This window comes from Streptomyces sp. TP-A0874 (genome assembly GCF_001748085.1).
In the GTDB taxonomy this organism is placed as follows: domain Bacteria; phylum Actinomycetota; class Actinomycetes; order Streptomycetales; family Streptomycetaceae; genus Streptomyces.
This window is the reverse complement of record NZ_BBZK01000015.1, coordinates 74422-88789: the sequence shown is the minus strand read 5'-3', so window position 1 is coordinate 88789 and position 14368 is coordinate 74422. Positions and strand designations below refer to the sequence as shown.

Here is a 14368-nt window from a genome sequence, read left to right as displayed (position 1 = left end):
CGGATTCGGCCCTATCCTGATCCGGCTGCGGCTCAGCCATCATCCTTGGAGTGTGCAGGAATGCAAGAAGCGATATATGCAGAGGGGATCTGCAAGCGCTATGGCGATTACCAGGCGCTGAGCGGGGTCAACCTCGCCGTGCCGGCGGGTACCGTCCTCGGCGTGCTGGGACCGAACGGTGCGGGCAAGACGACCACCGTGCGCATCCTCACGACCCTCCTCTCACCCGACCAGGGCTACGCCCGGGTGGCCGGCTACGACGTACTCAAGCAGCCCCGCGAGGTGCGCCGGAACATCGGTCTCACCGGTCAGTACGCGGCCGTCGACGAGCGGCTCACCGGCCGGGAGAACCTCCAGCTCATCAGCGTTCTGCTGCACCAGGGCCGGCGCCGGGCCAAGCAGCGGGCGAACGAGCTGCTGGAGAAGTTCTCCCTCACCGCGGCGGCAGACCGGCCGGCCAAGACCTACTCCGGCGGTATGCGCCGGCGTCTGGACCTGGCGGCGAGCCTGGTGGCCAGCCCTCCGGTGATCTTCCTCGACGAGCCCACCACCGGCCTGGACCTCACCAGCCGACTCGCGCTCTGGGACATGATCCGGGAGCAGGTGAACGAGGGCGTGACGGTACTCCTCACCACCCAGTACCTGGAGGAGGCCGACCAGTTGGCGGACCGGGTCGCCGTCATCGACACCGGCAAGGTCATCGCCGACGGCACCCCGGACGAGCTGAAGCGCCGGGTCGGCGGTGACCGCCTGGAGGTCTCCGTCAGCTCGCCCGCCGACCTCGCCACCGTGGTGCGGGTGCTGTGCGGGGTGTCCTTCGAGGCGCCCAAGGTGGACGAGGAGAACCGGACCGTCTCGGTGCCGCTGGGCGGCGGGATCAAGGCGATCGCCGGGGTCTCCGGCGAACTGGCCGCCGCGGGCGTGGAGCCCGAGGACTTCGCGGTCCGCCGCTCCTCCATGGACGACGTCTTCCTCGCCCTCACCGGCAAGACCGCGGGCGGCGACGAGGACGGAAGCAACGACAGCGGCGCGGCGACCGGCGGGCCGTCGACCGGAGAGCGGAAGCAGGAGGCCGCGGTATGACCGAGGCGATCAGTGACTCCCTGGCCCTCGTGGGCCGTCACATGCGACACATCCGCCGGATGCCGGAGCAGCTGCTCGGCATCACCATCATGCCGGTGGCCTTCGTCGTCGTCTTCGGCTACATCTTCGGCAGCGCCATGGAGGTCCCCGGCGAGGGCGGCTACCAGGAATACATCATGGCGGGCATCTTCGTGCAGGTGATGCTGAGCAACATCTCCACCACCGCCGTCGGTGTGGTCAACGACCTCAACAACGGCCTGGTGGACCGGTTCCGCTCGCTTCCGATCAGCCGGTCGAGCGTGCTGATCGGCCGTACGGTCTCCGACGCCGTACTGGTCGCCTGGACCAGCGCGGTGATGGCGATCGTCGGCTACTTCATCGGCTGGCGCGCCCACAACGGCATCCTGAAGACGCTCGCGGGCTTCGCCCTGCTGCTGATGCTGGGCTTCGCGATGTCCTGGCTCGGTGCGCTGATCGGCCTGGTGCTGCGGAACCCGGAGGCCGTCACCGCGCTCTCCGGCGTCATCATGATGCCGCTGGCCTTCCTCTCCAACGCCTTCGTGCCGCTCGACGGCCTGCCCGGCTGGCTGCGGGTCATCGCCGAGTGGAACCCGGTGAGTTCGGTCGTCTCCGCCTGCCGGCAGCTGTTCGGCAACGAGACCGGCATGAGCACCGACTCCTTCCCCGGGTCGCACCCCGTCCCGATGGCGCTTGCGGTGACCGGCGGGCTCCTGCTCCTGGTGATCCCGCTGGCCGGCCGCGCCTACCAGAAGGCCGCCGCCTCGCGCTGAGCACGGCCTTCGGCGTCCTCCGGGGCGCCGGACGGACGAGAACCCCTACAGACGTCGAACCCGGCCCCCTACGAGAGGGGGCCGGGTTCGACGTCTGTCGTGCTCCGGGCGAGCCGAGCGGGTCAGCCCAGGGCGCCGCGGCGCCGGCGGTAGTAGGAGATCGTGACGAGCCCGAGCAGCGGCCCCCAGAGGATCAGCGGCAGGTAGCACCAGCCCATGACGGTCCGCCCGGTGCCCTGGAGGGCGCTGTCGGTGACGCTGTCCCAGAGCAGCAGCTGGCTGAGGGCGATCACGGTGAGGGCGGCCGCACCGAGCGCCGCCGGGATGGTGCCGGCCAGCGGGTGGACCCGCTTGCCGCCCAGGAACGGGATCCAGCGCGGCACCACCTCGCCCCAGCGCGACACCAGCCCCAGGGTGAGCAGGGCGACGCACTCCTGGCAGACGCTGATCCCGATGTTGGCGAACGTCCCCGCCCCCGGCACGTCGTAGACCGACCTCAGCACCTCGTCGCTGTAGCCGACGGGGATGCCGATGCCCATGGCGATCCGCCACAGACCGGCCGGCAGGGTCACCAGGACCGCCAGGTGCGCGGTGATCCGTGCCCAGCGCGGCGGCGGCGTCTCTCCGGTGGGTGCTTGGTTGCCGATACCGGTGTTGAGCTGAGTGGTCATAACTTCAGGTGCCGTTCCGTCGCGTTGGTCGAATGGGTTCCGAGTCAGTGGGGGATTATCCGTCAAAACGGGGGAGGGTGTCTGCCACCCTCCCCCGTTCCGCGTTCAACCGCTCGCTGCGTCAGGCCGACGCGTGCTGGTCCGTCCTCGGCTGGTACGAGCCGGGCTGCTGGTAGCCGTCCTGGCCGGCCGGCGGGACCGCCGGGGGCTGGTTGCGGTTACCCGGCCACCAGGCCCGGTTGCCGATCAGCGAGGTCAGCGTGGGCACCAGCAGCATCGCCATGACGAATGCGGTGAGCAGGATGCCGAACGCCACCGCGAAGCCCATCTGCTGGAGCATGGAGTTGCTGGCCAGCATGAGCACCCCGAAGGTCCCGGCGAGGATGATCGCGGCGGCTCCGATGGTCGGCGCGGAGTGGGTGACCGCCAGCCGGACGGCCTCCTTCGGCGACTTCCCGTCCCGGATCTCCTCCCGGAGCCTGGCCACCACGAGGATGTTGTAGTCCGTGCCGATCGCCACCACGAAGAGGTAGACGATCACCGGGAGGGTGAACAGCAGGCCGTTCTTGCCCTGGATGTCCTGGAACAGCCAGACCGTGCTGCCGAGCGTGGCACCGAAGCCGAGCGCCACCGACAGCATCAGGTAGATCGGGGCGATCACGCTGCGCAGCAGCAGGGCGAGGATGACCATGATGGCCAGCCCGGCGGCGGGGAACACCATCTTGTAGTCGTGGTTGACGGCGGTCTCGATGTCGGCCAGGACCGCGGTGGTGCCGCCGACCAGGGCCTCGGAGCCTGCGGGAGCGGCCTGGTGGGCGGTGTCCCGCAGGTCGCCGGAGACCAGCTCGATGGCCCTGTCCTCGGTGGGCCGGTACTTCAGGATGACGTTGTACTGCGCGACGTCGCCCTTCTCGCTCGCCATCGGCGGCGAGACCTGGTCGACCCCGTCGATCTTCTTCAGCACGCCCTCGTACTCGGCCAGTTCGGCCTGGTCGAGCTTGGAGCCGTCCTTCGACTTCAGGTACACCATGGTCGGGTCGGTCTGCCCGGCGGAGAAACCGCGCTGGAGGTCCTTCATCGCCACCACGGACTCCAGGTCCTGCGGCAGCGAACTGTCGGTGTCGAACTCTGCCTTGAAGCCCAGCACACCGGCGGCGAGGACGATCAGCAGCCCACCCGAGAGCGCCGCCACGGTACGGGGCCGGCGGGCGGAGAGCGCGCCGACCCGGCCGGCCATGGCGTTCTTCGGCTGCCGCTGCCAGGCCTTCGACGGCCAGAAGGCCTTGGTGCCCAGCAGCGAGAAGACGGCCGGCACCAGGGTGAGGGCGGCGATCAGGGTGACGCCGACCGCGATGGCCAGCGAGGGGCCCATGGAGCGCAGCATGCCCATGGAGGAGAGCAGCAGCGCGAGGAAGGCGGCGATCACCGCGCCGGCCGCCGAGGCGATGGTCTCGCCCACCCTGGCGACGGCGTCCGAGAGCGCGGCCTTGGCGGGCTGCCCGGTCCGCAGGTTCTCCCGGTAGCGGAAGAGCAGGAACAGGATGTAGTCGGTGCCGACACCGAACAGCACCACGATCAGGATGGCCGAGATCGAGCTGTCGGCCTGCAGACCCGCCAGCTCGGCGGCGGTGGCGATGAGGCTGTTGGCCACCGCGAAGACCACCGAGATGATCAGGACGGGCAGCAGGGCGATCAGCGGGCTGCGGAAGATCACCGCGAGCAGCGTGATGATCAGGACCAGCGTGGCCATCATGATCATGGCGTCGGTGTCGCCGGAGGACTCGGCCGCGTCGACCGCGCTGGCCGCCGCGCCGGTGACGCCCATCTTGAGATCGGTGTCCTTCAGCAGCTCGGCGGCGTCGCTGCGGAGATCCTTGATCGACTCGGCGAGCTTCTCGTCGTAGGGGTCCTCGACCGTGGCGACCACGTTCGCCAGGGCGATCTTCCCGTTGGGGGAGACGGCCGCCGGGCTGCTCTCCACCTTCTTGATCTTGTCGTGCTTCTTGGCCTGCAGGCCGGCCGCGACCTCCAGCACGTCCTGCCGGTCGTCGGCCGTCAGCTTGCCGCCGTCCGCGCGTTGGAACACCGCGATGGCCGCCGGCTGTTCGCGCTGCGGGAACGAGCGCTCCTGGATTTTTCCGACCTGTACGGATTCGTAGTGGGACGGAAGGAACTCGACTTCGTCGTTGGTCGCCTTCATCTGGGGTGCGAGGGTGACCAGCGCTATGGCCGCGATGACCCAGGCGGCGATAGTCAGCCAGGGCCTCCCGACTGAGAAGCGCCCAATCCTGCCGAACATGAAGCTCCTTCAAGATGATTTCCGCGCTGCCGGCACCGGACCGTGAGACAGCTCCGTCACGGTAGGGGAACGCCAATTGAGACAGCAATCTGGAATCCGGAAATCGACCCGGAGGACAGGTGCCCTCATACTCATGGTGGAGAAGGGCTCTCCTCCGTACGGCGGAGAAGGCGCGGGGCGCTTCCGGTAGGTGCCAGGCGCTGGCACCAAGTTGCCAGGAGGCTTGTGCTCCAAAAGGTCGTACTGGAACGGTCGCCAACGTCCCATTCCCTGAATGTCCATGCGTGCGAAATTCTCCTGCACCTGCTTCTCCAAGGGCTGTCCCGTGGCCCAGTGACGAGAAAACACGCCGGGCTGGGACACCCCCAGATTTCGCGTTTCCCGGCAGCGGTTGAAAGGGCCGGTCCCCGTCCCATGACCAGGAGTACGACATGAAACTGCGCGACCAGGAGCGTCTCGCGCTGACCGAGACCGAGTACGGCGGGCTCCTGCTCGACCGGAAGAGCGGGGACTTCTGGCACCTCAGTCCCTCGGCGGCCAAGGGCACCCGCGCCCTGCTCGCCGGGGGCGGCGTCGAGGAGGCCGCACGCGACATCCGCGACTCCTGCGATACGACGGAGCAGCAGGCGGCCGAGGACGTCCGCACGGTGCTGGAGATCCTCCGCGCGGTCGGGGTGGTCGAGGGGTGAGCGGGACGGACCGGCGGGTTGACCAGGGCACTGGTGGCGTCGGTGGGGTCGGCGGGCTGACACACTGACGCGCTGACGGAGGACAAGGAGAAGGAAGAGACATGTCCACGCTGTCCCCATCAGCGCGTGCGCGCTGGCTGCTCAACGAACTGTCCATCGAGGACCGGGAGCTGGACTCCCGGCTGAGCCGGAGTCTCGAGCGCGCGGAGCAGCGGCTGCGGGAGTGCGTCGCAGACGCCTCCGATCCCTACGTCGCCGAGGCGGTCGGGTACCTCGTGGCCGCGGGCGGGAAGCGGCTCCGACCGCTGCTGGCGCTCCTGGGAGCCGAGTTCGGTACCCACGCCGAGGGCGTCCACGAGGCGGCCGTGGTGGCCGAACTCGTGCACGTCGCCTCCCTCTACCACGACGACGTGATGGACGAGGCGCTCACCCGGCACGGGGTGCCCAGCGCCAACGCCCGCTGGGGCCAGCCCACCGCCGTGTTCGCGGGGGACTGGCTGCTGGCCCGTGCCGCGCGGCTTTCGGCCCGGCTGGGCGCGGAGACCGTGCGGCTCCAGGCGGAGGCATCCGACCGCCTCATCCTGGGCCAACTGCGGGAACTCCTGGGCCCGCAGCCCGGCGAGGACGGGCTGCCCTACTACTTCTCGGTGACCGCGGGGAAGACCGCGGCGCTGATCTCCGTCTCGATACGGCTGGGCGCCATCCAGGCGGCCGCGCCCCCCGAGGTCAGCTCGGCCCTCGCGGAGTACGGCGAGCACCTGGGCATCGCCTTCCAGATATCCGACGACCTGCTGGACATAACGGCGCCGCAGGCGCAGTCGGGCAAGGACCAGGGCCGGGACCTGTCGGCCGGTGTGGCCAGTCTCCCGGTGCTGCTGGCCCGGACCGACGACCGGCCGGAGGGCGCGGAGCTGCGCGGGCTGCTGGCCGGCGGCGGGGCGGTGGAGGGCGAGCGGCACCGCAGGGCGCTGGAGTTGCTGCAGTGCTCGCCGGCGGTTCCGCAGGCGCGTTCGATCATGAACGACCGGTTGGCGCAGGCCCGTCTCGCGCTGGGCGCGGTGCCGCAGCTGCCGGCGGTCAAAGTTCTCGACGCACTGTGTGACTTCGTGTCATCCCGAACGGCATGAACCGGCAGGACGCCGCGGGCCCGGGAGTGAAGCGCCGACCCGGAGGGCAGCGGGAAGGCAGGTCGGAAATTGGCAGTAACGACGTCAGGAGCGAAAATGAGCGGTGACTCGGTGATGGACATGATCGCTGAGATGGAGAAGCACTACGAGAACAGCCCGGAGCGCGGGCTGGAGTGCGACCGTTGGACGAGCCTGCTGGCCGCCTACATCGACTCGCTCACCGCGGTGCCCGGATTCGACGAGGGGCACGCCGGCGGCTGCGGCTGAAACAGCACGCATCAAACACACGCTGATCACGTGCAGTTAGCTGCACACGTCGTTGTGGGGAAGCTGCGGCACCCCTGACACTCCCAGTGGGCTGGCCGTGGAATGAGGACTGTGGGAATGAGCAAGCAGGGACTCGAAGAAGTACTGCAGCTGTCTCCGCTGCAGGAGGGGCTGTTGTTCCAGGCCCTCCATCTCCAGGCGGACCAGGGGCCGGACGCCGGCACCGTGCAGCGCGCCTTCGATCTGGTGGTCCACCCGGAGGGGGAGTCCGCCGCCGGCTTCGACGGCGGCCGGCTGCGGGCCGCGGTCCGCACCCTGCTGCGGCGCCATCCCGCCCTGCGCACCGGCTACCTTCACGAGACCTTCGGCCGGCCGCTCCAGGTCGTGCCGCGCGAAGTGCCCCTCCCCTGGGAGGAGGCCGACCTCTCCGGACTGAGCGGGGAGGCGCTGCGTCGGGAGCTGGACCGGCTGACGGCCGAGGAGCGCTCCCGCAGGTTCACCCCCTCCGCGCCCCCGCTGCTCCGGTTCACGCTGGTCCGGATCGCCGCCGACCGCTTCCGGCTGCTCCTCACCCACCACCGGCTGCTGCTCGACAGCCGCTCGGTGCCGCTGCTGCTGGAGGAGTTGTTCGCGCTCTACCAGAGCGCGGGCGACGACAGCGACCTGCCGGCCGTCACCCCTTACAAGCGGTACGTCGGCTGGCTGTCGCGGCAGAACCGGCCGCGGGCCGAACGCGCCTGGCGGGAGGCGCTCGCCTCCGGTGAACCCACCCTGCTCGGCCCGGCCGCGGTCGGCACCGCGCCGGCCGTCCGGGAACAGCACGTCTTCGACCTCCCCGAGCCGGTCAGCGGCCGGCTGGAGGCGCTCGCGGCGGAACACGGACTGTCCCTGCACACCGTGGTGCAGGGCGCCTGGGGCCTGCTGCTCTCCTCGCTCACCGGACGGGACGACGTGCTGTTCGGCGCCGTCGACCCGGGGCGCCCCGAGGGCGTGGCCGGCATCGAGCGGACGGTGGGGGCGTTCGCCGAGGCGCTGCCCGTCCGGGTCCGGCTCGACCCCGCCGAAACCCTCGCCGACATGCTGCGCGGCCTGCGGCGGTGGCACGAGGAGCTCGCGCCCCACCGTCATCTCGGGCTGGCCGCGATACGCAGGCAACTGCGCGCCACCGGCGAACTCTTCGACACCGTCACCGCGCTGGAGGACGGGGCCGCCACCGGGCTGGTCCACCTGGGCGGGGTGCGGGTGCGCGAGGTGCCCGGGCACGAGATCTCGCACCACACCCTGACGGTCACCGCCGTCACCGGCGCCGAGGACTCCCGGCTGCGGATCCGGCTGGGCTACCGGCCGGACGCCCTGGAGACGGCGACCGTGGAGCGCCTCGCGGAGCGCCTGCGGGAGGTCCTGGGACTGTTCGCCGAGGACCCCGAGCGCCGGCTCGGCCTGATCGACCTGCTGGGCGAGGACGAGCGCCGCCGGGTGCTCGCCGACTGGAACAGCTCGGGGAAGCCGGTCTGGGCCCGGACCCTGCCCGAGCTGTTCGAAACCCAGGTGGCCCGGCAGCCGCAGTCCCCGGCTCTCGTCGGCGACCAGGGCGTGCTCTCCTATGGCGAGTTGAACGGCCGGGCCAACCGGCTGGCCCGGATGCTGATCGCCCGGGGCCTGGGGCCGGAGGACGTGGTGGCGCTGCCGATGCGCCGCTCCGTCGAACTCGTGGTGGCCGTCCTCGCGGTGGCCAAGGCGGGAGCCGCCGCCCTGCCCGTCGACCCGAACGAGCCGCCCCAGCGGCTCTCGACGATCCTGCGGGACGTCCGCGCGGCGATGGTCCTGACCGTCAGGGAGGTCGCCGACGGCCTGACCGCGACCGGCGACACGGCCCGGCTGGTGATGGACAGCCCGGACACCGTGATGGAGCTGTCCCAGATCAGCGGCGGCAACCCGGACGACCGCGACCGGGTCAGCCGGCTCTTCCCCGTGCACCCCGCCTACCTCGTCCCCACCTCGGGGCCGGCCGGGCAGCCGCAGAGCGCGGTCATCCCGCACGCCGGCCTGGCCAGTTTCTGCCAGGCCGCCACCGAGCGGTTCGGGGTGTCCGGCGAGAGCCGGTTGCTGATGTACTCCCAGCCCGGCTGCGAAGCCTCGGTGATGGAGGTCTGCACCGCCCTGTCGGCCGGTGCGGCGCTGGTGCTGCCGCCGACCGGGGAGCCCTTCGGTGAGGCCCTCGCCGAGGTGCTGGAACAGTGGCGGGTCACCCACGCCGTACTGCCCCCGACGGTGCTCGCCGGGGTGCCCAAGATGGATCTTCCCGAACTGGCCACGCTGGTGGTGCGGGGCGAGCCCTGCCCCACCGAACTGCTCCGGCGCTGGTCGCCGGCGCGCCGCATGGTCAACGCCTACGGGCCGGCCGAGTCGACGCTGGCGGCGACGCTCACCGGACCGCTGTCCGGCACGGCGCCCACCGCGACGCTCGGCAAGCCCGTGATCGGCACCACCGTCTACGTCCTGGACGCGGCGCTGCGCCCGGTGCCGCCGGGCGCGGCCGGTGAGCTGTACATCGGCGGCGCGGGCCTGGCCCGCGGCTACGCCGGCCGGCCCGGACCCACCGCCGAGCGTTTCGTCGCCTGCCCGTTCGAGGGGCGCAGCACGCGGATGTACCGCACCGGCGACATCGCGCGGTGGAACGACGACGGCTCGCTGGAGTACCTCGGGCGGGCCGACGACCGGATGGACATCCGCGGACTGCGGGTGGAGCCCGGCGAGATCGAGACCGTGCTCTCCCGCCACCCGGCCGTGGAACGGGCGGCGGTGACCAGCCGCCAGGACAGCGCAGGACAGCCGCGGGTCGCCGCCTACCTGGTGCCGGCCGGGGAGCGGGCGCCGGAGGCCACCGAACTCCGCGCCCACCTGGCTGAGGCACTGCCCGAGCACATGCTTCCGTCGGCCTTCGTCACCCTGCCGACGCTGCCGCTGCTGCCCTCGGGCGCGGTCGACCGGGCCGCCCTGCCCGCACCCGACTTCGCCGGGCTGCCGGCCCGGCGCAGCCCGCGCGGCCCCGCTGAGGAGACGCTCTGCCGACTCTTCAGCGAACTGCTGGAAGGCGAGGCCGGCCCCCACGACGACTTCTTCGCCCTCGGCGGAGACAGCGCACGCTCGGTGCGGCTCACCACCCGTGCCCGGCGCGCCGGACTCGAACTCGCCCCCCGCGAGGTCTTCGAACTGCGCACGCCGGAGAAGCTGGCCGAGCGGGCCGAGGAGAACGGCCGGCGCCCCGCCGGCCAGGAGCGCTCCGGAGCCGGCACCGCACCGGCCACCCCGGCCGTGCTGTGGCTGCTCGACCGCGGCGGGGCCGACGTCCGGCCCGGCCAGTCCCGGCTGCTCACCGTCCGCCCCGGGCTCGCCCACCGGCACCTGACCGGCGCGCTGCGCGCCCTGGTCGACCACCATGACGCGCTGCGCTCCCGCCCGGTCCGGCACGGCGACGGCTGGTACCTGGAGTTCGCCGCCCAGGGCGCGGTCGACACCGGCGACCTGCTGCGCCGGGTGGACGTCGCAGGCATGGACGACGAGACGCTCCGCGAGACCGTCCGTGAGTACGGCGAGCAGGCGGAAGCCGAACTCTCCCCCGCCGACGGCACTCTGCTGCGGGCCGTGTGGTTCGACGCCGGCTCCGCCCGACCGGGCCGGCTGCTGCTCGCCGTGCACCAGCTGGTGGCCGACGAGGACTCCTGGCGGATCCTCGTCGCGGACCTGCGGTCGGCCTGCGAGGCGCTGGCGGCCGGCCGCCGCCCCGCCCTCGAACCGGTCGGCACCGGACTGCGGGAGTGGGCGCTGCTACTGGCCGAGGAGGCCGGCCGGCGCACCGCGGAACTCGACCTCTGGCAGGCCGTCACCGAGGTGGCGGACCCGCCCCTCACCGACCGCCCCTTCGACCCGGTGCTCGACACCGTGGCACCCGCCGAGCACCTCACCGTCGCCCTCCCGCCCCGGGCCACCGCCGGCGTGCTGCGGACCGTCCCGGAGGCCTTCCGGGCCACCACCGAGGATGTCCTGCTGACCGCGCTGGCGACCGCGGTCGCCGACCGGCGCACCGCGCAGGGCACCCGGGTGCTCGTCGAGGTGGAGGGCCACGGACGCGCCACCGCGCTGGAGGGCGCCGAGCTCTCCCGTACCGTCGGCCGCTGCACCAGCCCCTACCCGGTCGCTCTGGACGCCGGGGAACTCCCGGCCACCGACCGGGCGGAGGCCCTGGCCACCGCGGTGAAGCGGGTCAAGGAGCAACTGCGCGCGGTGCCCGGCGGCGGCCTCGGCCACGGCCTGCTGCGCCACCTCAACCCGGAGACCACCGAGCGGCTGTCGAACGCCCCGGCGGCCCAGATCGGCTTCCACCATGCGGGCCGCTCCGCGGTGGCCGCCCCGGCCGCCGAGCCCGGCGCGAGTGGTGGCCGGGCCGACTGGACCGCGGCGCCCGAGGCCGAGGTGCTGGGCGAGGCCGACCCGGCCGCCCCGGCGCCGCACGCGCTCAACCTCACCACCCGCACCGTCGACACCCCCGAGGGGACCGTCCTGCGCGCCAGTTGGTCCTGGCCGGGTGGCCTGCTCCCGGAGGCGGAGGTGCGCGCCCTCGCGGAGGGCTGGCTCGCCGCGCTGGAGACCCTGGCCGAGCACGCCGGTGAACCGGGCGTCGGCGGCCTGACCCCCTCCGACCTGCCGCTGGTCGACCTCTCCCAGGAGCAGATCCTCGAACTGGAGGACGGCGGCACACCCGTCGAGGACGTCCTGCCGCTCTCGCCGCTCCAGGAGGAGCTGCTGCTCTCCGCGGAGCAGGACGGGGCGGCGGTGGCGGGCTGCGTCCAGCTCACCATCGACCTCCAGGGCCCGTTCGACGCCGCGGCGCTGGAGTCGGCGACCCGCACCCTGCTGCGCCGGCACCCCGCCCTGCGCACCGGCTTCGTCGTCGTGGGCGCCGATCGGCCGGTCCGGGTGGTGGCCGCACAGGCCGAGCCGGAGCGGCGGGAGCACGACCTCGGCGGAGTGCCGGAGGACCGGCTGGAGGCCGAGCTGTGGCGGGTGCTCGGCGCGGACCGCGAACGGGGCTTCGACCTCGCCCGTCCGCCGCTGTTCCGCTGCACCCTGATCAGGCTTCCGGCGGAGCGGGCGCGGCTGCTGCTCACCAGCCACCGCATCCTGCTCGACGACCGCTCGCTGAAGCTGCTCGGCCGGGAACTGCTGCGGCTGTACGTCGCGGGCGGCGACGACGCCGGGCTCTCCCCGGCCGTCCCGCACCGCGGCCACCTCGTACCGTCGGCCACCGCACCGGACCCGGCCGCCGCCGGCCGGGCCTGGCGGCGGGCGCTGGCCGAGCCGGTGCCGACGCTGCTGGCCCCGGCGGTGCGGACGGCCGGCCCGGTGGCCCCGGCCTCCGTCTCCACCGCGCTGCCGCAGGCCGTGTCCGAGCGGCTGACCGCCGGGCTGCGGGGCCACGGGATGACGCTGGACACCGCGGTGCGGGGCGTCTGGGCGCTGCTGCTGGCCTCGCTGACCGGTCAGGACGACGTGGTCTTCGGAGCCCACACGAGCGGCAGGCCCGATCCGCTGCCCGGGGAGAGCCCCGTGGTCGGCCAGTTCGGTGCCACCCTGCCCGCCCGGGTGCGGCTCGTGGCCGGGGAGTCCCTGCTGGGGCTGTTCGGGCGGGTGGCACAGGAGCGGTCGCTGCTTGAGGGGCACGGCCACCTGGGGCTCGCCGAGGCGCTGCCGGCGGGCGGCGCGGACGAACTCTTCGACACCACCACGGTGGTCGAGGACGGGCCCGCCGGCCGGGACGCCCTGCCCGGGACGGCCGGCGAACTCAGCGTCCTCGGTATGGAGACCTACCACGCCGTCACCCGCCCGCTGGGCCTGGTCGTCACCCCCGGCCCGCGGATCCGGCTGCGGCTGGAGTACCGGCCGGACGTCTTCGGCTACCCGGAGGCCGGGCGGCTGCTGGGCCGGCTGCTGCGACTGTTCACCGCGGCCGCCAACGACCCGGAGCAGCCGGCCGCCGGTGTCGACCTGCTCTCCGGGGAGGAGCGGCAGCTGCTGGCGGCGTACAACGACACCGCGGTCGAGCTGAGCCGGCTGACCTACCCGGAGCTCTTCGAGCAGCGGGTCGCCGAGCAGCCGGAGGCGATCGCCCTCGTCGTCGACGGGCAGGAGGTCTCCTACCGGGAGCTCAACGAGCGCGCCAACCGGCTGGCCAGACTCCTCATCACCTGTGACGCGGTCCCCGAGCGGGTGGTGGCGTTCGCCCTGCCGCGCTCGGTCGAACTCGTCGTGGTGATGCTCGCGGTGCTGAAGTCCGGCGCCGCCTACCTGAGCATCGACCCGGACGCCCCGGCCGAGCGGATCGAAGGCCTGCTCGCCGAGGCCCGGCCGATGCTGGTGGTCACCGACAGCGCCACCGCGCCGGGGCTGCCCACCGTCGACGGTGTGGGACGGTTGCTGCTGGACGATCCCGCGGTCATCGAGGAGATGGCCGACCGCCGGATGACCGGTCCGGTGGACCCCGAGAGCACCATGCGGGTGCGGCTGGTGGAGCCGCGCAACGACAACCCTTCGGACTCCGACCGGAAGGCGCCGCTGCGCCCGGCCAACGCGGCCTACCTGCTGCACCCGGCCGGCGGCGCGGACCGCGCTGGCGTACTCGTCCCGCACTCGGGGGTCGCCGACCTCGCCGAGACCTGGAGCCGCTGCTTCCGGATCGGTCCGGAGAGCCGTGTCGTGGTGCAGTCCCCGGTCGACTCCGCGGACGCCCACCCCGGTGGTGTGCCGCACGGCTTCTGCGCGGTGCTGCTCACCGGCGGCACCCTGGTGCTGGAGACGGCGGGACAGCGGGCACCCGGCGAGGCGCTGGCCGCGCTGCTGACCGAACAGCAGGTCACCCACGCCGTACTCCCGTGGACGGCCCTGGAGCAGCTGTCGCCCGGGCAGGTACCGGCCGGCATGACCGTCGTCATCGCCGACCCGAGCCCGGCCGTCGGGACCGCGGCCGGCCGGTGGTCGGCCGGTGACCGCCCGGTCCTGGGCACCAGGGGAGCCGGCGGAGCCATGGCCGACACCGCCCTGTGGAGCCGTCCGCAGGCGGACGGGACGCTGCCGATCGGCTCCCCGGCCGTCAACACCCGGGCGCAGGTGCTCGACCGGGCGCTGCGCCAGGTGCCGCCCGGGGCCGTCGGCGAGTTGTACCTCGCCGGCCCCGCCCTCGCCCGCGGCTACCAGCACGGCCCCGCCCGCACCGCGGAGCGGTTCCCGGCCGATCCGTACGGCCAGCCCGGCGACCGGATGTACCGCACCGGCCTGACCGTGCGCTGGGCGGAGGACGGCCAGCTGGTGCCCGTCGACCGGGCGGACCCGGCTGCGGAGGGGGTGTGACGGGGAACCAGTCGTGCCGGAGCTGACCCACACCACC

General features: G+C 72.8%; 8 protein-coding genes. 6 read left to right on the top strand and 2 right to left on the bottom strand.

Features of this window, described 5'->3' with window-relative positions:
- The first annotated feature begins 60 nt into the window (after positions 1–60).
- Complete coding sequence (locus tag BGP73_RS21360) at positions 61–1083, top strand: ATP-binding cassette domain-containing protein (RefSeq protein ID WP_069817424.1); 1023 nt, start codon at positions 61–63, stop codon at positions 1081–1083.
- Positions 1080–1874 carry an ABC transporter permease gene (locus BGP73_RS21355; RefSeq protein ID WP_069817422.1) on the top strand — a complete coding sequence of 265 codons (795 nt, stop codon included), beginning with the start codon at positions 1080–1082 and terminating at the stop codon, positions 1872–1874. Before BGP73_RS21360 ends, BGP73_RS21355 begins: the two co-directional genes overlap by 4 nt.
- Positions 1875–1996: 122 nt before the next feature.
- Here the strand turns inward: BGP73_RS21355 and BGP73_RS21350 are convergent, their stop codons facing one another.
- Both BGP73_RS21350 and BGP73_RS21345 read right to left on the bottom strand, forming a co-directional pair.
- The gene (locus BGP73_RS21350) at positions 1997–2545 is read right to left on the bottom strand and encodes a hypothetical protein (RefSeq protein WP_069817420.1); all 549 of its coding nucleotides are present in this window, start codon (positions 2543–2545) and stop codon (positions 1997–1999) included.
- A 121-nt stretch (positions 2546–2666) separates the two neighbouring features.
- Positions 2667–4844, bottom strand: coding sequence for an MMPL family transporter (locus BGP73_RS21345; RefSeq protein ID WP_069817418.1), 2178 nt, complete (start codon positions 4842–4844; stop codon positions 2667–2669).
- A 431-nt stretch (positions 4845–5275) separates the two neighbouring features.
- On the opposite strand from BGP73_RS21345, the gene BGP73_RS21340 reads away from it, so the two are divergent.
- From BGP73_RS21340 to BGP73_RS21330, 4 genes are all read left to right on the top strand, one after another.
- Positions 5276–5533, top strand: coding sequence for a PqqD family peptide modification chaperone (locus tag BGP73_RS21340; RefSeq protein ID WP_069817416.1), 258 nt, complete (start codon positions 5276–5278; stop codon positions 5531–5533).
- Between the two features lie 101 nt (positions 5534–5634).
- Positions 5635–6660 (top strand): polyprenyl synthetase family protein, encoded by a 1026-nt coding sequence (locus BGP73_RS21335; RefSeq protein WP_069817414.1) that lies wholly within the window; start codon positions 5635–5637, stop codon positions 6658–6660.
- 96 nt (positions 6661–6756) lie between these two features.
- Positions 6757–6927, top strand: a complete 171-nt coding sequence (locus BGP73_RS23240; RefSeq protein WP_170837908.1) for a hypothetical protein — start codon at positions 6757–6759, stop codon at positions 6925–6927.
- A 117-nt stretch (positions 6928–7044) separates the two neighbouring features.
- On the top strand, positions 7045–14331 hold the full coding sequence (locus BGP73_RS21330; RefSeq protein ID WP_069817412.1) for a non-ribosomal peptide synthetase: 7287 nt from the start codon (positions 7045–7047) through the stop codon (positions 14329–14331).
- The last annotated feature ends 37 nt before the right edge of the window (positions 14332–14368 follow it).

Coding starts and splice junctions, on each gene's coding strand:
- BGP73_RS21360 (WP_069817424.1), top strand. CDS start 61: ATGCAAGAAGCGATATATGCAGAGGGGATCTGCAAGCGCTATGGCGAT.
- BGP73_RS21355 (WP_069817422.1), top strand. CDS start 1,080: ATGACCGAGGCGATCAGTGACTCCCTGGCCCTCGTGGGCCGTCACATG.
- BGP73_RS21350 (WP_069817420.1), bottom strand. CDS start 2,545: ATGACCACTCAGCTCAACACCGGTATCGGCAACCAAGCACCCACCGGA.
- BGP73_RS21345 (WP_069817418.1), bottom strand. CDS start 4,844: ATGTTCGGCAGGATTGGGCGCTTCTCAGTCGGGAGGCCCTGGCTGACT.
- BGP73_RS21340 (WP_069817416.1), top strand. CDS start 5,276: ATGAAACTGCGCGACCAGGAGCGTCTCGCGCTGACCGAGACCGAGTAC.
- BGP73_RS21335 (WP_069817414.1), top strand. CDS start 5,635: ATGTCCACGCTGTCCCCATCAGCGCGTGCGCGCTGGCTGCTCAACGAA.
- BGP73_RS23240 (WP_170837908.1), top strand. CDS start 6,757: ATGAGCGGTGACTCGGTGATGGACATGATCGCTGAGATGGAGAAGCAC.
- BGP73_RS21330 (WP_069817412.1), top strand. CDS start 7,045: ATGAGCAAGCAGGGACTCGAAGAAGTACTGCAGCTGTCTCCGCTGCAG.